Annotated in this window: 18 protein-coding genes and 1 pseudogene; 11 read left to right on the top strand and 8 right to left on the bottom strand. The window is 70.7% G+C overall.

The genetic code is table 11. From position 1 onward, the window contains the following. Positions 1-118: 118 nt before the first annotated feature. The 3 genes from ACIBLA_RS21805 to ACIBLA_RS21795 all read left to right on the top strand — a co-directional run bounded on the left by ACIBLA_RS21805 (position 119) and on the right by ACIBLA_RS21795 (position 3,500). A complete protein-coding gene (locus ACIBLA_RS21805; RefSeq protein WP_399199544.1) occupies positions 119-2,266 on the top strand; it encodes an alpha-galactosidase in 2,148 nt (715 codons plus the stop codon). Between the two features lie 74 nt (positions 2,267-2,340). After that, positions 2,341-2,691 (top strand): hypothetical protein, encoded by a 351-nt coding sequence (locus tag ACIBLA_RS21800; protein WP_363246763.1) that lies wholly within the window; start codon positions 2,341-2,343, stop codon positions 2,689-2,691. A 179-nt stretch (positions 2,692-2,870) separates the two neighbouring features. Then, positions 2,871-3,500, top strand: a complete 630-nt coding sequence (locus ACIBLA_RS21795; RefSeq protein WP_399199511.1) for a DUF6629 family protein — start codon at positions 2,871-2,873, stop codon at positions 3,498-3,500. Between the two features lie 12 nt (positions 3,501-3,512). Here ACIBLA_RS21795 and ACIBLA_RS21790 read toward each other — a convergent pair whose 3' ends face one another. Then, a complete protein-coding gene (locus ACIBLA_RS21790) occupies positions 3,513-4,262 on the bottom strand; it encodes a class I SAM-dependent methyltransferase (protein WP_399199509.1) in 750 nt (249 codons plus the stop codon). A 325-nt stretch (positions 4,263-4,587) separates the two neighbouring features. Here ACIBLA_RS21790 and ACIBLA_RS21785 point away from each other — a divergent pair, with 325 nt between their 5' ends. Beyond that, a complete protein-coding gene (locus ACIBLA_RS21785; protein WP_023543681.1) occupies positions 4,588-4,791 on the top strand; it encodes a cold-shock protein in 204 nt (67 codons plus the stop codon). Between the two features lie 82 nt (positions 4,792-4,873). Here ACIBLA_RS21785 and ACIBLA_RS21780 read toward each other — a convergent pair whose 3' ends face one another. Then, positions 4,874-5,227 carry a PRC-barrel domain containing protein gene (locus ACIBLA_RS21780; protein WP_363246766.1) on the bottom strand — a complete coding sequence of 118 codons (354 nt, stop codon included), beginning with the start codon at positions 5,225-5,227 and terminating at the stop codon, positions 4,874-4,876. A gap of 201 nt (positions 5,228-5,428) precedes the next feature. Between ACIBLA_RS21780 and ACIBLA_RS21775 the strand changes: the two genes are divergently transcribed. From ACIBLA_RS21775 to ACIBLA_RS21760, 4 genes are all read left to right on the top strand, one after another. Further along, on the top strand, positions 5,429-5,965 hold the full coding sequence (locus ACIBLA_RS21775; RefSeq protein WP_399199508.1) for a hypothetical protein: 537 nt from the start codon (positions 5,429-5,431) through the stop codon (positions 5,963-5,965). Then, on the top strand, positions 5,965-6,288 hold the full coding sequence (locus ACIBLA_RS21770; protein ID WP_363246768.1) for an L-rhamnose mutarotase: 324 nt from the start codon (positions 5,965-5,967) through the stop codon (positions 6,286-6,288). Before ACIBLA_RS21775 ends, ACIBLA_RS21770 begins: the two co-directional genes overlap by 1 nt. A gap of 250 nt (positions 6,289-6,538) precedes the next feature. After that, complete coding sequence (locus ACIBLA_RS21765; RefSeq protein WP_399199507.1) at positions 6,539-8,209, top strand: glycoside hydrolase family 13 protein; 1,671 nt, start codon at positions 6,539-6,541, stop codon at positions 8,207-8,209. Positions 8,210-8,533: 324 nt separating this feature from the next. Next, complete coding sequence (locus ACIBLA_RS21760) at positions 8,534-9,442, top strand: PRC and DUF2382 domain-containing protein (RefSeq protein WP_363246770.1); 909 nt, start codon at positions 8,534-8,536, stop codon at positions 9,440-9,442. A gap of 75 nt (positions 9,443-9,517) precedes the next feature. Here the strand turns inward: ACIBLA_RS21760 and ACIBLA_RS21755 are convergent, their stop codons facing one another. After that, entirely contained in the window at positions 9,518-10,732 is a 1,215-nt protein-coding gene (locus tag ACIBLA_RS21755; RefSeq protein WP_399199506.1) for a PP2C family protein-serine/threonine phosphatase, read from the bottom strand. A gap of 178 nt (positions 10,733-10,910) precedes the next feature. Here ACIBLA_RS21755 and ACIBLA_RS21750 point away from each other — a divergent pair, with 178 nt between their 5' ends. After that, positions 10,911-11,195, top strand: a complete 285-nt coding sequence (locus tag ACIBLA_RS21750; RefSeq protein ID WP_363246772.1) for a hypothetical protein — start codon at positions 10,911-10,913, stop codon at positions 11,193-11,195. A gap of 16 nt (positions 11,196-11,211) precedes the next feature. Here the strand turns inward: ACIBLA_RS21750 and ACIBLA_RS21745 are convergent, their stop codons facing one another. From ACIBLA_RS21745 to ACIBLA_RS21730, 4 genes are all read right to left on the bottom strand, one after another. Beyond that, complete coding sequence (locus ACIBLA_RS21745; protein WP_363246773.1) at positions 11,212-12,153, bottom strand: TauD/TfdA family dioxygenase; 942 nt, start codon at positions 12,151-12,153, stop codon at positions 11,212-11,214. 308 nt (positions 12,154-12,461) lie between these two features. Next, complete coding sequence (locus ACIBLA_RS21740; protein ID WP_363243894.1) at positions 12,462-13,979, bottom strand: rhamnulokinase family protein; 1,518 nt, start codon at positions 13,977-13,979, stop codon at positions 12,462-12,464. A 13-nt stretch (positions 13,980-13,992) separates the two neighbouring features. Continuing rightward, complete coding sequence (locus ACIBLA_RS21735) at positions 13,993-16,050, bottom strand: bifunctional aldolase/short-chain dehydrogenase (RefSeq protein ID WP_399199505.1); 2,058 nt, start codon at positions 16,048-16,050, stop codon at positions 13,993-13,995. 121 nt (positions 16,051-16,171) lie between these two features. Beyond that, a complete protein-coding gene (locus ACIBLA_RS21730; RefSeq protein ID WP_399199504.1) occupies positions 16,172-17,926 on the bottom strand; it encodes a hypothetical protein in 1,755 nt (584 codons plus the stop codon). A 355-nt stretch (positions 17,927-18,281) separates the two neighbouring features. Here ACIBLA_RS21730 and ACIBLA_RS21725 point away from each other — a divergent pair. After that, positions 18,282-18,677: pseudogene (locus tag ACIBLA_RS21725) on the top strand (hypothetical protein); the annotation flags it as partial. A 382-nt stretch (positions 18,678-19,059) separates the two neighbouring features. Then, positions 19,060-19,464: a nitroreductase family deazaflavin-dependent oxidoreductase gene (locus ACIBLA_RS21720; RefSeq protein ID WP_363243891.1), complete on the top strand. Its 405-nt coding sequence runs from the start codon at positions 19,060-19,062 to the stop codon at positions 19,462-19,464. Between the two features lie 93 nt (positions 19,465-19,557). On the opposite strand, the gene ACIBLA_RS21715 is transcribed toward ACIBLA_RS21720, so the two are convergent. Further along, the gene (locus tag ACIBLA_RS21715) at positions 19,558-20,445 is read right to left on the bottom strand and encodes an LLM class F420-dependent oxidoreductase (protein ID WP_399199503.1); all 888 of its coding nucleotides are present in this window, start codon (positions 20,443-20,445) and stop codon (positions 19,558-19,560) included. Positions 20,446-20,591 lie beyond the last annotated feature (146 nt).

Raw genomic sequence — 20,591 nt, 5'->3', positions numbered from 1 at the left:
GGGATTTGACCACCTGGCTCTCAGGGAAAAGCTCGCTGAGACGGGGCACTTGACAGCGGATCAAAGGGGAGATTGGCTACCTGCCGTTACAGTGCTGCCCCCGAACGTGAGGATCTCCATGGCCCAGATCTCCTACGCCCCGGACGCCGCCCTGTGGCTGATCAGCACCCCGCGCACCTCGTACGCGGTGCGGATCGACAGCAGCGGAGCGCCCTGTCATGTGGCCTGGGGCGGCAGGCTGACGCTGGACGAGGCACGGGAGATCGCCGCGCGGCCCCACCCCGTGGACCGCGAGGCGAACAGCTTCGAGGGCCGCCCGCCGGTCGGCGAGGAACTGCCCGTCGACGGCGGAGCCCGCTACGGCGTGCCCTCGCTCCAGGTCAGGTTCGCCGACGGCACCCGCGCCCTCGAATGGGAGCCTGTCGGCCACGACATCCGCGAAACCCCCGGCGAGGCCGCCGAGTTGGACCTCGTCTTCCGCGACCGGCACTACCCGCTCGGCATCGGCCTGCACTACCGCGTGCACCACGACAGCGACGTGATCGAGCGCTGGACGACCCTGCGCAACACCGGTACCGACGACATCGTCCTGCTGCGCGCCGACTCGGCGGCCTGGACCCTGCCGCCGCGCGCCGACTACCGGCTCGGCCATGTCACCGGGCAGTGGGCCGCCGAGACCCAACTCCGGCGCGAGACAATGCCGTTCGGCGAGACCGTACTGACCAGCAGACGCGGCATACCCAGCCACCACCTCAACCCCTGGGTCATGGTGGACGACGGCGGCGCGAGCGAGGACCACGGCCAGGTGTGGAGCGCCGCGCTCGCCTGGAGCGGCAGTTGGCGCATCACCGCCCAGCGCACCTCCGACGGCCGCGCCGGCTTCACCGGCGGCGCGGGGCACGACTCCACGACCCTGCGCCTCGGCCCCGGCCGGACCCACACCACGCCGCGCTTCGCCGGGCTCCACACGGACGGCGGCTTCGGCGCGGCGAGCCGCGCCTGGCACGCGTACACCCGCGCGCATGTCCTGCCGCACCCCGACGAGATCCGTCCCGTGCTCTACAACTCCTGGGAAGCCACCGGCTTCGACTTCGACGAGAAGCGGCAGCTGGCCCTCGCGGCGCGGGCCGCCCAACTGGGGGCGGAACTGTACGTGCTGGACGACGGCTGGTTCGGCGCCCGGCGCGGTGACCGGGCCGGACTCGGCGACTGGACGCCGTCGCCCGACCGGTTCCCCGAGGGCCTGACCCCCCTGTCCGACGAGGTGCACCGCCTCGGCATGCGCTTCGGCCTCTGGGTCGAACCGGAGATGGTGAACGCCGACAGCGACCTCTACCGCGCGCACCCCGACTGGATCCTGCACTTCCCGCACCGTACGCGCACCGAACTGCGCAACCAGCTCGTGCTCAACTTCGCCAGGGACGACGTCGCCGACTGGGCCTACGGGTGGCTCACCGCGCTCGTCGCCGACAACGGCATCGACTTCCTGAAGTGGGACATGAACCGGCCGTTCACCGAGGCGGGCCCCGCAGCCGACCAGACAGCCGGCCCCGACGGTGACGACCGGCTGTGGAGCGCGTACGTGCACAACCTCTACCGCGTCATCGACCGGCTGCGCGCCGACCATCCCCGGCTGCGTATCGAGGCGTGCAGCGGCGGCGGCGGGCGGGTGGACCTCGGCATCCTGTCCCGCACCGACCAGGCCTGGCCCTCCGACAACACCGACGCGGCCGACCGCGTCGCCATCCAGCACGGCTACAGCCAGATCTACCCGGCGTCGACGATGGCCGCCTGGGTCACCGACGTACCCAACGAACTCACCGCGCGCACGGTCCCGTTGGCCTTCCGCTTCCATGTCGCGATGGCGGGGGTGCTGGCCGTCGGCGGTGACCTCACCCGCTGGTCGGACGGAGAGATCGCCGAGGCGGCCGGGTTCGTGGACGCGTACAAACAGGTCCGTCATCTGGTCCAGCACGGAGTTCAGCACCGGCTGCGGGCACCCGTGGACGACGGGCCCACCGTCGTGCAGTACACGTCGCCCGACCGGGCGGAGGCCCTGCTGCTCGCCTGGCAGCGGGCGCCGCGCCGGGGGCGGCCGGAGCTGCCCGTGCGTCTCGCCGGGCTCGAACCGGCGGCGGTCTACCGGGATGTGGCGACGGGGGTGTCGCACCACGCGACCGTCCTGACGGAGCACGGACTGCCGCTGGAGCTGCCGGCGGGCGACTGGGCCAGCACGGCGATCCATCTGCGGCGGATGTCGCCCTGATGGGCGCGCCGCCGTCACACGGCCGAGGCCAACCCCCGGTGTTTCGGGCCGTGTCGAGCGGCAACACGAACCTCATGACTGAGCACAGCGCAGCGAACAGGAACGCGAACGGTACGGCCGCCAAGGTCAAGTCCTCCGCCCGGGCGGCCGAGAAGTCCGCCGAGGCGAGTGTGCGATCGGCAGGCGAGGCGACCAGGCGAGCCGCCACGGCCGGCTGGGAGAGCGGCCGACAGGCGGTCACGTCGACGGCGGGCAAGGCGGCCACCAAGGCCACCACGGCCTGGACCGTCGTCAAACACCGGAAGGCCGTCGCGGCGGGAGCCGCCGCCGGGGTCGTCGGCCTGGCCGGAGGCGCCTTCATGCTGGGCCGGCGGACGGCCAGGCCACGAGGTCCCCTCTCCCGGCTGACCCGGGGCCGGATCTGACGGCGGCGACAGATTCACCACGGAGGGCCGGCGGACCGCCGTCGGCCCTCCGTCCGGCCGCCACCCGAGGCCGCCGCGACAGCCGCGTCACCCGCCCGGACGCTCCCCGGAACCGTACGATCGGACCCGCCATACGGTGATCACGCCATCACCGTCCCTTTCGGTCCCTGGATGGCGCGATGTGCTGGAGCGCGACCGCCGACCTCACCGCGGGAGTCTGTATCGGCGCGGTCGGAGTGGCCTGCGTCGCGCACGTACGCCGGGTCCGCGATCTGCCGCTCGCCGCCCTTCCGCTGCTCCTCGGCGCCCACCAGATCGTCGAGTCCGTCGTCTGGGACTCGGGCGGCGGCGCGGGGCCCGCCACCACGGCCTGGGCCGTCATCGCGATGCCCCTGCTGGCCCTCTGGGTCCCCCTGGCCGTACTGCTGGCCTCGCCGCCGGAGTCCCGCCGCAGGCTGGCCGTGCCCGTCGCCTCCGGTGTCGCCACTGCCGCCGCGCTCTCGTACTACCTCGCCACCCGAGAGGTGACGGCCGACATCCGCGGCCACACCATCGGATACGCCGTCCATCTGCCGCAGCCGGAGATCGTCGTGGCCGGCTACCTCCTCGCCACCATCGGTGCGCTGCTGCTCTCCGGCGACCGGACGGTGCGGCTGCTCGGCGGCCTGGTGGCCGTCGGAGCGGTGGTCTGCGTGGTGATCTGGCGGCTGGCGTTCGTCTCGACCTGGTGCGCCTTCGCGGCGCTCGCCTCGGTCGTCGTGCTCGGCTGGGCCCGGCGCCGTACCGAACCATCCGGACCGGCGGCCTGACACCCCGATCCGTCACGGCCGGCGCGCGACCACCACGCGACAGCGCGGACTTCCGTCGGGCCGCCGTCCCAGACCGTCGAGCGCGACGAGATCCACCTCGAAGCCCGTACGGATCAACTCGTCCACCACGTCGGTGAGCCGGAAGGTGCGGTAGTACATGACGAAGGGCGGACGCCACAACGCGTTACGGGCCCGCATCGCCGCGTCGAAGCCCCAGAGCGTCCAGTACAGCCGCGAGCCGACGCGTGGCGGCGCGGGCACCGGGAAGACGAAAACACCGCCGGGCCGCAGGACTTCACGCACCCGTGTGAAGAGAGCCGGCCGCTCCGACGGCAGGAAGTGGCCGAACGCGCCGAAGCTCACGGCCACGTCGAAGGCGGCGCGGAAGGGGAGCGCGCGGGCGTCGGCCCGTATGAGATCGACGACGGCCCCGCCCGAACCGGCCCCGCCCGAACCGTCCTTCGTCAGCAGGGCGGACCTGGCGGTGGCGAGCATGCCGGCGCTGAAGTCGACGCCGGTGACCCGCTCGACGCACACCTCTCGCAGCACGTCCACACCCGCTCCGGTGCCGCAGCAGATGTCCAGTCCCGCACGGAAGGGGCCGAGCGCGCCGAGGGTGTCCGCCACGGCGTCCAGGACGCGGTCCGGAGTGCGGAACGGGGTCAGATCGAACTTCGGGGCGAGCAGGTCGTAGCCGTGCTCGGTCGACGAGAGCGCCTGCACGGTCAGTTCGCGAAGGGTCGGGCCCTGTGGGGTGAACATCACGACTCAGCCTACCGACAGTTCCGACACGCGGCTCGGGCACGGGACATTCACGGACAGTTCCCTCTCCCGAGGGACAAAATGCGGGTCGCGGTACGTCATCACTGCACTGTGCGGGTGTTGTCGGGCGTCACGCTTGATCGTTTCTGTGGTCTGGAAGCGAGGAGACGTGTAGCGTCAGTTTTAGCTGTCGTGGTTCCGAAGTACTTTGTCGCCCGTGATCACAGTCGCGGGCGATTCGGCTGTTCAACGTCTCTGAGGACCAGGGCGATCACCTCCGGTTCCCGCACGGTGCGGGGACCGTTATGAGTCCTTTGGAGGACACATGGCCAGCGGTACCGTCAAGTGGTTCAACTCGGAAAAAGGCTTCGGATTCATTGAGCAGGACGGTGGAGGCCCCGACGTCTTCGCCCACTACTCCAACATCGCCACCCAGGGCTTCCGTGAGCTCCAGGAGGGCCAGAAGGTGACCTTCGAGGTCACGCAGGGTCAGAAGGGCCCCCAGGCGGAGAACATCGTCCCCGCCTAGGACACCTCGCCCAGGGACACCACCAGGTGATCCGCCAGCGCCCCGGCAGCGTCCTGCCGGGGCGCTGGTGCGTGACGTGTTGTCAGGAAGTAGTAACCAAAGAGGTGTAGTAAGTGCTCAGACCGCCGAGGTAGGCCGGATCCCTGGTGTCGTGATCGCGCTCGAACACCGGAGCGCCCTTGACGGTCGACTTCGTACAGCCGACCTGGATCACCCGCCCGGCCGGATCGATCGAGGTCACCAGCCCCGCGGGAATGACGAGACTCTTTCCGAAGACCCACATACCGGTGTCCACCACCAGGTGTTCGTAAGGTGAGCCTTCGGACTGTCTGTCCACGCTTCCCACCGTTCCATCGGTCGCATGGACGCTGTAACCGGTGAGGTCCATACCCGGCACATGGCCCGACTCGACCGCGAATACCCACATGTCATCCATCCCGGCCCTCACTCTCGTTCGACTGTCGCGGCGAGATCGCCGCTCAAGGTGCACTTGCCCCCCTGGCCCACCCAGCAACCACGCGTGGTTCAGCAAGGTGTTACCTGATGGACGGCCTGAGGGCGGGCGCGCCGGCAGAAGTACCATCGCGAACAGCCGTGGGAGGTCACGCGGATGTCGTCCATAGGAAGTGAGCGATACATGTCCGGCAGTGCCGATACCGAGTTCACGAGCGTCCAGTCGCAGTACGAGGTCCAGGTCGCCGGCGACCTGGAACGCAACGAGGCGGAGCAGAAACGTCTGCGCGCCGAGATCGGCGATCTTCAGGGCCAGTTGGAGACCCTGGAGCGTGACCACGCTCTGCTGCTCGGTGTGCAGCGGGTGTTCGCCGACGGCGCCGCGCCCAAGGCCGCGCGGAGCGCACGGGTACCGGCGGCGCGGTCGGCGAGACGCCGCGCGAAGGCGCCCGCGGCGGCCGGAGCGGCCGAGAAGCAGCCCAGCCTGGCCCAGTTGGTCGGCACACTGCTGGCCAGCCACGGCGAGCCCCGCTCGGCCGCGGAGGTCTCCGCCGAGCTGGCCGCGGACCACCCGTCACGCAACTCCAACATCAACGTGGTGCGCAACGCGCTGGAACAACTCGTCGCCAAGTCCGGGGCCCACCGCACCAAGCAGAACAAGTCGGTCTTCTACTCGCACGCGCCGAGCGCCGAAGCCGCCCCGGCCCCGACGGAGGGCTGATGCGCCGCATCGCGCAGGTCATCAAGGTGCGTCCGGAGAAGCTGGACGAGTACCGGGAACTCCACCGCGCCGTACCGGAGCCCGTACTCGCCCGGCTGCGCGCCAGTCACATCGCCAACTACTCGATCCACCTGTTGGGCGACCGGCTCTTCAGCTACTTCGAGTACCACGGTGACGACCTGGCGGCCGATCTCGCGGCGATGGCGGACGACGCGGCGACGCGGGCGTGGTGGAAGCTGACCGACCCCTGCCAGGAGCGGGTCCCCGAGGCGGGACCCGACGACTGGTGGGCACCCATGGAGCAGGTCTTCCTCATGGAGTAGCCACCTCGGTTCGGCGGGCTCGGCGTCCTGGTCCGCGGCACACCCCGGAGCCACCCGCCCGCACGGGCGGGCGGACACCCTCCGGACTCCCCCGGACATCCCTTCCATAACCATCGAACGGGTGACCTTCAGCCTGACGTCGCGCGGTGAAAGGGTGTCCTTCGTACGACGCACCATCCGTCGCACGAAACACCCCACGCACCAGACACCACCCGCACCACCGGGCCGAAGATCAGCACGAGAGGCACCCGTGATCCCGAACACCCTCGACACCCCCCGCGACCACCTGTCACGGCCCGCGCCCGACTGGTGGCGCGAGGCTGTCGTCTACCAGGTGTACGTGCCGAGCTTCGCCGACGCGGACGGCGACGGGATCGGCGATCTGCGCGGGATCACGGACCGGCTCGACCACCTCGCCGGTCTCGGCGTCGACGCCCTGTGGCTCACCCCCTTCTACCCCTCGCCCTGGACCGACGCCGGTTACGACGTCTCCGACTACCGGGGCGTCGACCCCCGCCACGGCACCCTCGACGACTTCCGCGCCCTCGTGCGCCGCGCGCATGGGCTCGGCCTCAAGGTCATCGTCGACGTCGTGCCCAACCACTGCTCCGACCAGCACCCCTGGTTCGTCGAAGCGCTCGCGTCACCGCCCGGCTCGCCGGCCAGGGACCGTTTCATCTTCCGGGAGGGGCGGGGCCCGGACGGGGACCTGCCGCCCGCCGACTGGAAGTCGAAATTCGGCGGCGGCGCCTGGACACGGGTGCCGGACGGCCAGTGGTACATGCACATCTTCTCCGCCGAGCAGCCCGATCTGAACTGGGAGAATCCGGACGTCCTCGCGGACTTCGAGGGGATCCTGCGCTTCTGGCTCGACCTCGGGGCCGACGGCTTCCGCATCGACGTCGCCCACGGCCTGCGCAAGGACCTCGTGGAACCCCTGCGGGACACGGGCGGACGCGATTCCGCCTCGCTCAACTCCCCGCCCGAGGGCGAGAACCACCCCTTCTGGGACCGCGACGAGGTCCACGACATATACCGAACCTGGCGCAAGATCATCGACTCCTACGCGCCTCCCCGCATCACCGTCGCCGAAGCGGGTGTCAGCGCGGCCCGGCTGCCCCTCTACACCCGCCCCGACGAGCTCCACCAGGCCTTCAACTTCTTCCATCTGCGCTGTCCCTGGGACGCGGAGGAGTTCCGGAAGGTCATCGACACCTCCCTCACCGGCGCTCGCGCGGTCGGCACCCTGCCCACCTGGGTGCTCTCCAACCACGACGTCGTACGCCACCGCACCCGTTACGCGCTTCCGCAGGGCATCGACTACCGCGCCTGGCTGTCCGGTGGCGGCACCGACCCCGCGCCGGACGACGCCCTCGGGCACCGGCGGGCCAGGGCCGCCGCTCTCCTGACCCTCGCCCTGCCGGGCAGCGCCTACCTCTACCAGGGCGAGGAACTCGGCCTTCCCGAGGTCTCCGACCTGCCGCTCGACGCGTTGCGCGACCCCATGTGGGAGCGGACCGGACGCACCACCAAGGGCCGCGACGGCTGCCGCATCCCGCTCCCGTGGACCCGCTCCGGCACCAGTCACGGCTTCGGGCCCGGCGGCAGCTGGCTCCCGCAGCCGGACGGCTGGGGCGATCACGCGGTGGACGTCCAGACCGGAGAACCCGACTCCTTCCTGGAGCTGTACCGCACCGCCCTGTCCGTACGCACCCGCTTCCGGGGCGACGAGTCGTTCAGCTGGCTGCCCGCCCGCGACGGCGAACTGGCCTTCCGCAAGGGCCGGTTCGAGTGCCGGATCAACCTCTCCGCGCGGTCGATGACACTGCCGGACGGCGCCGTGCTGCTCGCCAGCGACAGTCTGTCGGGGGACGTGCTCGCCCCCGACACCGCCGTATGGACAGCGGCGGCCGACAGCTGATCGATTCGTCGCGATCATCGGCACGATCGTCACCACCGGCATCATCTGCGTCATCGGGGACTCCTTTCCGTATCTGTCCCTGTACAACGCGTGAGCGCGGGTCGGTGCCCCGCACCAGGTGTCACCCGAATGGCTGAATCCGGCCGCCGATCCACGGGGAGCCCAGCAGGGCGCGCGTGGCGCCCCTTTGTCCCCCGGACGGGCCAAAGGGGCGCTTTCCCTGGTTGCCGCCCGCTCGCAGCAGGTGCCGCATGGAATTACGCGAGTCAGACGACGCGCGGGGATACCGGACCCCGCCGGCTCGCCGCCAAGGAGTGATCACTGATGGCAGCCGACGATGTCTTCCACCACGTGGGTGAACTCACGGGTCTGACCGCCTACGACGCAGCCGGAGAGAAGATAGGCAGCGTCGAGCAGGCGTACCTCGACAATGAGACGGGCCGCGCGGAGTGGGTGACAGTCAAGACCGGCATGTTCGGGATGAAGGAGTCCTTCGTACCCCTGGAGGGCGCCACCCGCGACGCGAACGGTCTGCAGATCCCGCACGACAAGGAACTGGTCAAGGAAGCCCCTCGTATGAACGCCGACGAGCACCTTGACGTCGGCCAGGAGCAGGAACTCTACGACCACTACGGCCTCACCCGCCCCGCCGGGCGCAGTGGGGCACCGGGCATGAGCCCGGCGCCCGGCCAGGCCGCCAAGGAAGGCATGACCGGCCGGGAGGCCGTGAGCGGCAACGGCGCCCAGGGCCGTACCGACACCTCGGCCCGGGCAGGCATGACCGGCCGGCCGGACACCGCCGAGGCCGCAACCGGGCCCGCCACCGGTCGCGGCGAGGACGAAATGGTGCGTTCGGAAGAGCGGCTTCGGGTCGGCACCGAGGAGCACGAGTCCGGTCGGGCACGGCTCCGGAAGGTCGTGGTGACGGAGAACGTCACGACCACCGTCCCCGTCACCCACGAAGAGGTCCGTATCGTGCGCGAGCCCATCAAGCCGGGCGACCGCACCATCGGCCGCGCCCCCATGGGCAACGCCGAGACCGAGCTGATCCTGCACGCCGAGGAGGCGGTCGTCCGTAAGGAGGCCGTGCCGGTGGAGCGGGTACGCATGGAGACCGAGAAGGTCACCGAGCAGAAGGAGGTGTCGGCCGACGTCCGCAAGGAGCAGGTCGAGTTCGACGCCCCCGGACAGGACGACAGGGGACGTGGCGGCCGGCGCGGTCCCAGCCACTGAACGGCGGCCCGGCAGTCCAGAAAGCGGGCGTGGGTCCCCCGGGTCTCCCCGGTGGACCCGCGCCGTGCGGTGTCCTCAGGCGGGGCCCGGCCGCCAGTCGACGCCCGGCCGCCATCCGACGAGCAGCATCGTGGCATCGTCGCGCAGCCGGTCATCATTGGCGTCGAGAATCGAGTGGATGAGCCGGCGCAGTGCCTCGGGAGCCAGTTCGCCGGCCGCGGTGGCCCGGATGATGGAGCTGGTGAAGCGGTCGAGTCCGAATTCCGACTGGTCATTCATCCGTGACTCGACGACCCCGTCCGTATAGAGCAACACCCGGTCCGCGGGCTCCAGTTGCGCCTCGTGAACCGTGCGGGGGCTGTCGTGGAACCGGTTCGGCGAGCCCATCGGCGGCTGGGCGGGCCGTTCCAGTTCCCCCTTCAGCACGCGGCCTCCCCGGATCAGCAGAGGCGGCGGATGCCCGCAGTTGCACCACCGGAACAGGCCACTCGCGAGATCCAGCTGAGTGAGGACGCCGGTGCAGAACTGCTCCGGCAGCCAGCGCGCGAGCGCCTTGTCGATGGTGTCGGCCATCTCCGGGAGATCGCCGCCGTTGCGGCGGGTGCTGCGACAGCCCGCGAGCGCGACGGCCGTGGTCAGGCCCGCCGCCAGGTCGTGACCCATCGAGTCGAAGATGTCGACGTGCAGGGTCGAGCGGGTCAGTGAGTGGTCGAAGGCGTCGCCGCCGATCTCGTACGCGGGTTCCAGCACCGCCGTCGACAGCGCGCGGGCGTTGCCGATCGTCCGTGGCGGCAGGAAGGCGCGCAGCATCTCGGCGGGCAGCATCATCCGCTCCGTACGGGCGCGCCGCGCCAGGCTGTCGCTGTACGCGCGCTTGGAGGTGATCGTCATGGAGAGCACGGACGCGAGCATCCGGCAGCGGCGCAGGCGTGCCGCGTTGAAGTCGCTTGCCCTGACACCGAGCACGCCGAGCCGTTCCGCTCCGTCGATCAGTGGTAGCCAGGCAGTGAGGGCGCCGTCGTCCGAATCCTCGATCCGCAGGTCAAGGGCCCGATACGCCGCTCCGCCCGCCGTGGAATCCACGTCGAGGTGGGGCATCCCGGCGGTGAGCGGGATCAGCTCCCGTTGCTGGATGTCGACCAGATACACCACGGTCCGATCGAGACCGAGGGCCGTGGCACATCGGTCGACCAGCTCAGGAAGGTCCATCGGGGCCGCGGCATGCGCCTCGACGAGCAACTCGTCCAGCCATCGCTCACCCGGATCCGGGAGCGCGCTCCCGCTCGCCATGGCGACCGCCTCCTCACAGGCAGGCTCCTACCAGCATCGCAGGTCCGCGCGGTCAGTAGTAAGCGGAGAGGAGCCCGGCGGCGCGCGGGCGTGGCGCACACGGCCGGACGGGCTGTGTGAGGCGGAACTCGCCGCGATCGCTGGGCACCGCCGGAACCTCCCTGATAGGGAGGGAGGCATGAGCGAAGAGACCCCGATCCCCCCTGTCCTGACCGTCGTCGCCGCCAGCACCATCGAACCGAACGTCATCGGGGAGGGTGTCGCCGACCGGAACTCGTGGATGGTGATCGAGACCGCCGAGCACGGCCAGCTCCTGCTGAATCTGCCGGGCCCGCTCTACCGCGCGATGGAGCAGGCGACCTCCCTGGCCGCGGACCAGGCAGGGCCCGGTCGCCTCGCCCTCACCGCACGCGAGATCGCCGCCTACCGCGAGCGCATCGCCGGTCTCACCGAGGAGCCGTAGCCGGCGAGGGTGGCGGTCAGTACGGACGGTCGCCCGCGATGGCGACACGTTCGGCGACCCGCCGGTGCGTGCCGTAGTCCGCGACCGCGTAGTGCTGGGTGGCGCGGTTGTCCCAGAACGCGATGTCGCCCGCCTGCCAGCGGAACCGGACCTGGTACTCCGGCACGTGGGCCTGCTGGAAGAGCAACCGCAGCAGCCGGTCGCTCTCCTCCCGTGCGAGCCCCACGATGTGCGTGGTGAACGACGTGTTGACGAACAGCATCCGCCGCCCCGTCTCCGGATGCGTGCGCACCACCGGGTGCTCAACCGGCGGGAAGACATCCTGGAACTCGGCGAGCCGGTCGGCGGGGGAGAACCGCGCGAAGCCCGGCACGAAGTCGTGAACGGCGTGGGCGCCGTCGATCCGGTCCTTCACCTCGCGCGGCAGATTGTCGTACGCCACCGCCATGTCGGCCCACATGGTGTCGCCCCCGGCGGGCGGCACCTCGCGCAGTTGCAGCACGGCGCCCATCGCGGGCCGCTCCCGGAAGGTGACGTCCGTGTGCCATACGTTCTCGAAGGTCGGGACGGCCGTACGGTCGAAGCGCACCACGTCCTTCGCGTCGCCGGCCGCCGTCAGCAGCGGGTTGGTCTCCAGCGCACCCCAGTTGAGGGCGAACGCGCGCTGTGCGTCGGAGGACAGCCGCTGCCCCCGGAAGAAGAGGACCTTCCACTCCAGCAGGGCGCGGTTCAGCTCGTCCCGCACGGCGGGCGACGGCGGGACCGACAGATCCAGGCCGCGGATCTCGGCGCCGATGGTGCGGGACCGCGGGACGAGTTCGAAGAGTCCGTACGGCCGGTCCTCCCAGCCCTCGGGTACGCGGCGCAGCTCGCGATGACCCTCGTAGAGGCCGTCGGCGGGGATGTGCGGAGCACGGAGAGCGGGAACGGTGGTCACGGATGCGGCGGCGGTGGTCACGAGGCTCCTCGGGGAGAACGAACCGGCGGGGAAACGGGGGGGAAACGCGGGCCCGACGAGGCAGCGGCGCCAGGTCCGGAACGGTGCCGTACGGGCGCGGCGCTGCCGAAGGTCGGCGACAGCAGGTCAGCGACAGCGACAACAGGCGGGCGGGGATCCCACCCGGCCACGGCGCAGCAGAAAGCTGAGGCCGCGAGGCGCGCACTCACCGCGGGGGCCGCTGTGACGCGGCTCCACTGCACGGTAGTTCGAGTACGGGCTCATGACAGGCACGGTACCCCCTCCCTTCGCGGGCTGTGAGGGCGCTTTCAGTCGAGTCCGATCCGCGCCGCCGCCGCCGACCACGCCCGCCCGTCGCCCCGCGGCTCGTACCGGCGCAACCGCTGGGTCCGCGCCACCAGTCGCCGCATCTCGGAGCGGTCTCCGACGAGGCCACGGGTCCGCGCCTGGACGAGGACGTTGCCGAGCGCCGTGGCCTCCGCCGGACCGGCCACCACGGGCAACCCCGTGGCGTCCGACGTCAGTTGGCACAGCAGTTCGTTGCGGCTGCCGCCCCCCACCAGGTGCACCACCCGGATGTCGGTGCCGGACAGCTCCGCCGCCGTACGCAGCGCGGCCCGGTGGGCCAGCGCCAGGCTCTCCAGGACGCAACGCACCGCCGCCGCCTGGTCGGTCGGCGGCTGCTGGCCGGTGCGCGCGCAGTACGCGGCGATACGGCCCGGCATGTCGCCCGGCGTGAGGAACGACGGGTCGTCCGGGTCGACCAGCGCGGCGAACGGCCGCGACCGCGCCGCCCGCTCCATCAACGGCCCCAGCTCGGCGGGCAGTCCACGGTCCGACCAGGTACGCAGGCTCTCCGACAGCAGCCACAGCCCCATGACATTGCGCAGGAAGCGGTAACTGCCGTCCACCCCCAGCTCGTTGGTGAAGTTCGCGGCCCTGGACGCCTCCGTGACCACCGGCTCGGCCAGTTCAAGACCGGCCAGTGACCACGTACCGCACGAGAGATACGCGAAGCCCGGCCCGGTCGCGGGGACGGCGGCCACCGCCGAGGCCGTGTCGTGCGACGCCACCGCCGTGACGGGGGTGGACTCCGGCAGCCCGGTCTCGGCCGCTACGTGACGCAGCAGCGTCCCCGCCGCGTCCCCCGGCCGCCGGATCGGCGGGAACAGGCTCCGGTCGATGCCCAGACGGCCCATCAGCGCATCCGACCAGTCGCCCGCACGCGCGTCGAACAGGCCCGTGGTCGACGCGTTGGTGGCCTCCGCGCCGATGCTGCCGGTGAGCCAGTGCGTCAGCAGATCCGGAATCATCAACAGCCGTCTCGCGGCCGTCAGTTGGGCACTCCCGGAGGCCGCGGCCAGCTGGAAGACCGTGTTGAACGGCAGGTGCTGCAACCCGGTGGTCCGGTACAGCTCCTCGGCCGGGACCGTCTCCCACACCCGCTCGCCCACACCATCGGTGCGGGTGTCCCGGTAGTGGTACGGATTGCCGAGCAGATGTCCGTCCGCGTCCAGCAGCGCGTAGTCGACCGCCCAGCTGTCGATCCCGATCGACGCGACGTCGTACGTACGGGCCGCGCGGCCGAGTCCGTCGAGCACCCCCTGATAGAGCGCGAGCACGTCCCACCGCAGGCTTCCCGGCAGTCGTACCGGCCGGTTCGGGAAACGGTGGACCTCGGTCAGATCCAGCGTCCCCCGGCCCGCCCGGCCCACCCGCCCGGCCATCACCCGGCCGCTGGTGGCGCCCAGGTCGACGGCGACGAAGACCGGAGCGTCCGGGGGAGACGCCGAGCCGTCCGGCCCGGTGGCGTACGACACGGCCATGACTCCCGTCCTCTCAGCGCAGGAACGCCGCGGCGACACCCGCGTCGACAGGAATGTGCAGGCCGGTGGTGTGCGTGAGATCGCCGCCGGTCAGGGCGAACACCGCGTTCGCCACATGCTCCGGCAGCACCTCGCGCTTGAGCAGCGTCCGCTGGGCGTAGAACTCACCCAGCTTCTCCTCCGCCACCCCGTACACCGCCGCCCGCTGCGCACCCCAGCCCGCCGCGAAGATGCCCGACCCACGCACCACGCCGTCCGGGTTGACCCCATTGACCCGGATCCCGTGCTCGCCCAACTCAGCTGCCAACAGCCGGACTTGGTGGGCCTGGTCCGCCTTCGTGGCCGAGTAGGCGATGTTGTTGGGACCGGCGAACACGGCGTTCTTCGACGCGATGTAGACGATGTCGCCACCGAGCCCCTGCCCCGTCATGACCCGCGCCGCCTCCCGCGAGACCAGGAACGAGCCGCGCGCCATGATGTCGTGCTGGAGATCCCAGTCCCGCGTGGTCGTCTCCAGCAGCGGCTTCGAGATCGAGATACCGGCGTTGTTGACGACCAGGTCCACCCCGCCGAAGGCGAGCACCGCCTCGCGGAAGGCGGCGGCGATCGCGTCCTCGTCGGTCACGTCGACGGTGACGGCCACCGCCCGGTCCGCACCGCCCAGTTCGTCCGCGACCTCCGCCGCGCTCCGCGCGTTCACGTCGGCGACGACCACGCACGCGCCCTCCGCCGCCAGCCGGTGCGCGACGGCCCTCCCGATGCCCGAACCGCCGCCGGTCACCAGCGCGACACGGGTGGCCAGCGGCTTCGGAGCCGGCATCCGCCGGAGCTTCGCCTCCTCCAACTCCCAGTATTCGATGCGGAACTTCTCCGACTCGTCGATCGGCGCGTACGAGGAGACCGCCTCGGCGCCGCGCATCACATTGATCGCGTTGAGATAGAACTCGCCGGCCACCCGCGCCGTCTGCTTGTCCTTGCCGTACGAGAACATGCCCACGCCCGGCACCAGCACGATCGCCGGGTCCGCGCCCCGCATCGCCGGCGAGTCGGCGCCGGCGTGCCGGTCGTAGTAGGCGGCGTACTGCGCGCGGTACTCCTCGTGCAGCCGCCCGACGCGGGCCGTCACCTCGTCCAGCGGCGCGGAGGCGGGCAGATCGAGGACCAGCGGCCGGACCTTCGTACGGAGGAAGTGGTCCGGGCACGACGTGCCGAGGGCCGCGAGACGCGGGTGTTCGGCGCGGGCCAGGAAGTCCAGCACGGGCTCGCTGTCGGTGAAGTGACCCACCTGCGGCCGGTCCGTGGACGCCAGCCCGCGCAGCAGCGGGGCCAGGGCGGCGGCGCGTGCCCGCCGCTCGTCGTCGGGCAGTGGGCCGTATCCGTCCAGGAGCGGACCGAACGGCTCGGGCCTGCCGCGCTCGGCGAGGAACCGCTCGGCCTCGCGGATGATGCTCAGCGAGTTCTCCTCGCACTCCTTCGAGGTGTCGCCCCACGCGGTGATGCCGTGGCCGCCGAGCACACAGCCGATCGCACGCGGGTTGGCCGCCTTCACCTCGGCGATGTCCAGGCCGAGTTGGAAACCGGGGCGGCGCCAGGGCACCCACACCACGCGCTCGCCGAAGCACTCCGCCGTCAACGCCTCGCCGTCGGCCGCGCAGGCGAGCGCGATGCCGGAGTCGGGGTGCAGATGATCGACGTGGGCGGCGTCCACCAGACCGTGCATGGCGGTGTCGATGGACGGCGCCGCGCCGCCCTTGCCGTGCAGGCAGTAGTCGAAGGCGGCGACCATCTCGTCCTCGCGCGCCACGCCCGGATACACCTCGGCGAGCGCCCGCAGCCGGTCGAGCCTGAGCACGGCGAGACCCGGCCCGGAGAGCGTGCCCAGATCCCCGCCGGAGCCCTTCACCCACATCAGCTCGGTGTCCGCGCCGCTCACCGGATCGGGGGCCAGGCCCTTGGCGGAGGTGTTGCCGCCCGCGTAGTTCGTGTTGCGCGGGTCCGCGCCCAGCCGGTGGGAACGCGCGAGGAGTTCGCCTGCCTGAGGGTGCTGGGAGGCTTCGGGGGAGGGCGTCATCAAGAGGCTTCCTTTGATCCCTGATCGATGAATGAATCGATTCATCGAGAAGGTAGGCGGCGCTGCGGACGTGTGTCAAGGCGCTCGGACGCCGATGGCCGCCGCCGCGCGGGTGAGTGATCTACCTGGCCAGCACCGGGTCGATCGGGTCCACCGGCCGGATCGAGTCGAACGGGCCCGTCTCGACCACATAGCTGCAGTACGTGTACGAGTAGCCGGGATCGATCGACATCCCGTCCGTCGTGCTGGTGACGTCGTCGGCCGCGTCCCCGGAGTGCTTGAGAAGGAAGTGGTAGTCACCCACGGGCAGCCGCAGTGTCTTCTTCGGATAGCCCTTGCCGGGGTCCTTGCATGCCTTGTCGACGGCGTCGTAGCTGGAGTAGTTCTCGCAGCCGCCGCAGGCCTCGATCTTGAGCGTGCCGGTCACCGGACCGGTGTACAGGATCTCCACCGCGTCCGACGCGTCGTTGCTGACCACCACTTCCAGCCGGGGACCGCCGGGCGTCTTCTCCGGCGGCAGACGCTTGCCGGCCGCCCCGCGTTCCGCGGCGATCTCGGCGGCGATGGCGATGTCCCGCGCGCGGTCCTTGCGCTTGCTGTCCTTGTAGGTGGACCTGAACGAGGTCAGCGTCTCCAGCGCGAGGTCGAAACGCTTGTCCTTGAACTGGTCGACACCGCACGCGTAGGTCCCGGACTCCACGGCCGACGCGGCCCTCTTCTTGAGGGCGGCGGTGTCCGTCTCGAAGGAGTTCACCATCTCGGAGAGATTCTCCAACTCCGTGGTGGACGTGCACGGATCGGCGCCGCCCAGCTTTCCGGCGCGCTCCTTGATCGCGGCGTCGACGGCCGGTGTCACGGCCGCCGCCTGTGCCGACTCGGGGAATGTGGAGATGAGTTCGGCCAGGTCACCGCGGTCCGCGCCGGACCCGCCCGCGGCCAGCGCGCGCTTCCCGCACTCCAGGAAGGAGATGGCCAACGGCTCGTCAGGCCAGGTGGCCAGCTTGCCGAGCAGGTCGTCGTCCACCGAATCGGGCACGTCACGAAGGTATTTGAGAGGCTCGACGGCGTCGCAGTACTTCTTCTCGGCGTACGGGGCGGACACGGCGTCGTAGAACGTCGCCAGCCGCTTCGGCACGAGCTTGCCGGCCCTCGAATCGCCTTCCTTCTCGCCGAGTTCACGGTAGACGCCGAGCGCGGCCCTGAACTCCGCGCTCCGGTCCTTGCCGCTGACGCCGCTCCCGCGTGCCGCCTCGACCCTCTTGTCCGCCGCGGCGAGCCTGTCGAGCAGCATCCGCTCGACGGCCTCGTCCTGCGCCGCTTCGTAGGCGACCGCCCCGCCCACCGGTACGGCGAGCAGCGCGAGAGCCAGGGCGACGGCCACGGCGGGCCGCAGTGCGGGGAGCACCAACGGGGGGCGTGGGACCGGGACACGGGCGCGCCGCGCGCCGTCGAGGGCCGCGCCGATCAGCACAAGGGCGTACAGCACGACAAGCAGGCCGGGCGCGCCGTCGGTGTCGGCGGGCAGCACGAGCAGGAGGAACAGCCCGGTCGCCGCCAGGGCGAGGGCGAGCCGCAGCCAGTCGCGGAGCAGGGCGTAACCGAGCCCGAGGCCGGTGAGGTTGAGGAGCGCGACGGCGGCGACATGACCGGACGGGGGAGGCGGGCCGACCGGCTGGGGAGGAGCGGCGGGCGGGGGAGGGCCGAACGACGGCGGCTGGGACGGTGGCGGCGGCGACGCCGGCCAAGGTGGTGTCAGCGGCTGCGCCGGCACCGACGGCGGTACGGCGTCGCCGGGTCCGTCGGCACCGGCCCGGCCAGTGGCCCCCGCGTCCGACCCCGAGGCGCCCGTCTCTTTCTCGTCACTGTCTCTCCCCATCGCCCTGTGCCCCCCTGCTGTCCGGTACCGCAGCGTTTCACTGCTACTCCATACAGTGAACGTCAAGGTCGGTGCGGTGCAAGGCGGTTGGGGGACGGCCGCCGCCTCCACCGGGGGTGGCCGGGCTCCCCGCCCCTCGACCGAAATTCGGCCAGTCAGATGGATTAACGCATCGAACTCTGGCCAGAATGATGCCGTGAAACTCGGTCGGCGAACTACATAATAAAACGTTGGGGCGCCCCAAAAGATCATTCATTCTGCTCTCCGGGAATCGCCCCGCCACCGCCCGACTTCAGTACCCAGCATTACCTCCCAGGCCATCGGGCCACCAATGAACGGCGCGAGGAGAGCGGCCGTGCATGATGAATTCCTGTGCCATGTCACCGCCTACGGAGTCAGTGGCGGCCAGCGTATAGGCGTACCGCTGGGAACGTATCGCGCACCCACTCTGTCACTTGCACTGTGGTGGTTACGGGACCGGGCGACCTGGATTGCCGAACGCCTCGACCCGAGCCCGGACAATGACAATTTCCCCGCGCGGGCACTCGCCCCCCTGGCGGACACCGTCCCCGACGTCCCTCAACTGCTGCGGGCCTGGCGGGACAACCAGGCCCATCAGGACCGGGTCGCGGAACATCTGGCGGCGGGTCATCTCATTCGCGTCGCCACCCACGACGAAACCACGGAATATGAACTTCTCGCGGAATCCGTGGACGCGCTGCGGATGGACCGTGCCAGCCCCTCGCTGATCGACGACACGGAAATCCAGGACGGTTACGCCGCCGTCGAGGAGCGCGGGCGGACACCCGCCGCCCCGCGGCACGAGTACGAGGGTGAGTACGGTTACGCGTACGCAAATGTAAAGCCCTCGGAAGTCCCCGGGAAATGGCGTACGTGGGAAGGCTCCTTCGCCGACACCTTGCAACTGGGCAGACTGCCCCGCTAATCGCCGGACCGACGCATCGGAATAACTTCCTCCGGACCGGCGTTCACCGTCTCGGACACGCGGCGCGCGGCACGCGCCGCACAACGGCCGCCGTCGTGCGGACGTTGCTACGGTCGGATTCGCACGGGCCCGAGGACGTCCCCACGCGGTCGTCATGGGCAGAGCGAGACCCAGAAGGAGACGGCAGATGCTGTTCGGCAAAGAGCATGTCAAGCGCTACCAGGAGACAGACGGCGAGGTGGGACACGACTGGCAGAAGGGCACCACCACGCTGATCCTCACCACCACCGGCCGCAAGAGCGGCGAGCGGCGCAGCACCCCCCTCATCTACCGGACCCACGGTGACGACCTTCTGGTCGTCGCCTCCAAGGGCGGCGCCGACACGCCTCCCCTGTGGTACCTCAACATCCAGGCGGACCCGGAGGTCCACGTACAGGTGAAGGGCGACCGTTTCACCGCCCGTGCGCGCACCGCGACCCCTGAGGAGAAGCCGGAGATGTGGCGCCGGATGGCCGAGGTCTGGCCCGACTACGACGCGTACCAGACCAAGACGGACCGCGAGATCCCCGTGATCGTCCTGGAACGCGTCTGACCGGTCGGGCGGTGGTCTTCGCTTCCGTGAAGCCGCATGATCCCGCCGGTGCCGACGTCAACTCATCGGCACCGGCGGGATCGTGACAGAGCGTCAGGCTCTGGGCGGCAGTTCCAGCGCCTCGGCCAGCGTGCGCCACTCGGCCAGCGGCAGGTCCTTGCGCCGGTCGCCCGTGAGGACCTGGAGCGCCAGATGGTCGGCGCCGGCGGCCGTGTACTCGTCGACACGCGCGCGCACCGTCTCGGCGTCGCCCAGCGCGAAGAGCGCGGCCAGAAGCCGGTCGCTGCCGCCGTCCGCGAAGTCGCTCGCGGCGAAGCCGAGTCGGAGCAGGTTGTTGGTGTAGTTGGGCAGTTGGAGATACATCGACAGCATCCCGCGCGCCACGGTACGGGCCTGGTCGATGTCCGTGTCGAGTACGACGGTGAGTTCCGGCGCGAGCAGCGCGTGCGGACCGAGCGTCGCGCGTGCCTCCGCCGTGTGTTCCGCCGTGACGAGATAGGGGTGCGCGCCCGCCGCACGCTCGGCGGCGAGCTTCAGCATCTTCGGGCCCAGCGCGGCGAGGACGCGCTGGGACGGGGGCACCGGGTCGGGCGCGGCGTCCAGCGCGTCGAGGTATTCGACCATGGTCGAGTAGGGCCGTGCGTAGTTCGGGTTGAACCCGCCGTGGCTGACGCCCAGCCCGAGGACGAAGCGCCCCGCCGCGTCCCGCTGGATCCGCGCCGTCTGTTCGGCGACCACCGGTGCCTGGCGGTCCCAGATGCTGAGGATTCCGGTCGCGACGGTGATGCGCCGGGTCGCTGCGAGGACGGGCACCACCTGGTCGAGCGAGGGGCTGCCGCCCAGCCAGAGCGTCCCGTATCCGAGGGCGTCCAGCTCGGCGACCGCCGCCGAGACCGCCGCGACACCGGCCGGCTCGGAGGGATGCAGGGCCGAACTCCAGATACCGATCCTGCCGAAGCGTGCGTTGTTGTCAGAGGGCATACCGAAAAACCTAGCCCAGGGGCCGGGCCGCCACGCCGCCAGCGCGCCCTCGCCGCGTGGGGACGGATGGTTCCCCCCGTGTTCACCACGCCAACATCCCCCGCTCATCCGGTGTCGGCAACATCGGCCTACCCCCGGCCACCTGC

This window comes from Streptomyces sp. NPDC050433 (assembly GCF_044458565.1).
In the GTDB taxonomy this organism is placed as follows: Bacteria; Actinomycetota; Actinomycetes; order Streptomycetales; family Streptomycetaceae; genus Streptomyces.
The sequence above is the reverse complement of the archived record's forward strand: the minus strand, read 5'-3'. Positions and strand labels throughout refer to the sequence as shown.

Excerpts from the sequence above, each read along its gene's own strand:
- ACIBLA_RS21805 (WP_399199544.1), top strand. The coding sequence starts at position 119 with ATGGCCCAGATCTCCTACGCCCCGGACGCCGCCCTGTGGCTGATCAGC.
- ACIBLA_RS21760 (WP_363246770.1), top strand. The coding sequence starts at position 8,534 with ATGGCAGCCGACGATGTCTTCCACCACGTGGGTGAACTCACGGGTCTG.
- ACIBLA_RS21775 (WP_399199508.1), top strand. The coding sequence starts at position 5,429 with ATGTCCGGCAGTGCCGATACCGAGTTCACGAGCGTCCAGTCGCAGTAC.
- ACIBLA_RS21740 (WP_363243894.1), bottom strand. The coding sequence starts at position 13,979 with ATGGCCGTGTCGTACGCCACCGGGCCGGACGGCTCGGCGTCTCCCCCG.
- ACIBLA_RS21715 (WP_399199503.1), bottom strand. The coding sequence starts at position 20,445 with ATGCCCTCTGACAACAACGCACGCTTCGGCAGGATCGGTATCTGGAGT.
- ACIBLA_RS21770 (WP_363246768.1), top strand. The coding sequence starts at position 5,965 with ATGCGCCGCATCGCGCAGGTCATCAAGGTGCGTCCGGAGAAGCTGGAC.
- ACIBLA_RS21755 (WP_399199506.1), bottom strand. The coding sequence starts at position 10,732 with ATGGCGAGCGGGAGCGCGCTCCCGGATCCGGGTGAGCGATGGCTGGAC.
- ACIBLA_RS21800 (WP_363246763.1), top strand. The coding sequence starts at position 2,341 with ATGACTGAGCACAGCGCAGCGAACAGGAACGCGAACGGTACGGCCGCC.
- ACIBLA_RS21730 (WP_399199504.1), bottom strand. The coding sequence starts at position 17,926 with ATGGGGAGAGACAGTGACGAGAAAGAGACGGGCGCCTCGGGGTCGGAC.
- ACIBLA_RS21790 (WP_399199509.1), bottom strand. The coding sequence starts at position 4,262 with ATGTTCACCCCACAGGGCCCGACCCTTCGCGAACTGACCGTGCAGGCG.
- ACIBLA_RS21795 (WP_399199511.1), top strand. The coding sequence starts at position 2,871 with ATGTGCTGGAGCGCGACCGCCGACCTCACCGCGGGAGTCTGTATCGGC.
- ACIBLA_RS21720 (WP_363243891.1), top strand. The coding sequence starts at position 19,060 with ATGCTGTTCGGCAAAGAGCATGTCAAGCGCTACCAGGAGACAGACGGC.
- ACIBLA_RS21785 (WP_023543681.1), top strand. The coding sequence starts at position 4,588 with ATGGCCAGCGGTACCGTCAAGTGGTTCAACTCGGAAAAAGGCTTCGGA.
- ACIBLA_RS21735 (WP_399199505.1), bottom strand. The coding sequence starts at position 16,050 with ATGACGCCCTCCCCCGAAGCCTCCCAGCACCCTCAGGCAGGCGAACTC.
- ACIBLA_RS21750 (WP_363246772.1), top strand. The coding sequence starts at position 10,911 with ATGAGCGAAGAGACCCCGATCCCCCCTGTCCTGACCGTCGTCGCCGCC.
- ACIBLA_RS21780 (WP_363246766.1), bottom strand. The coding sequence starts at position 5,227 with ATGGATGACATGTGGGTATTCGCGGTCGAGTCGGGCCATGTGCCGGGT.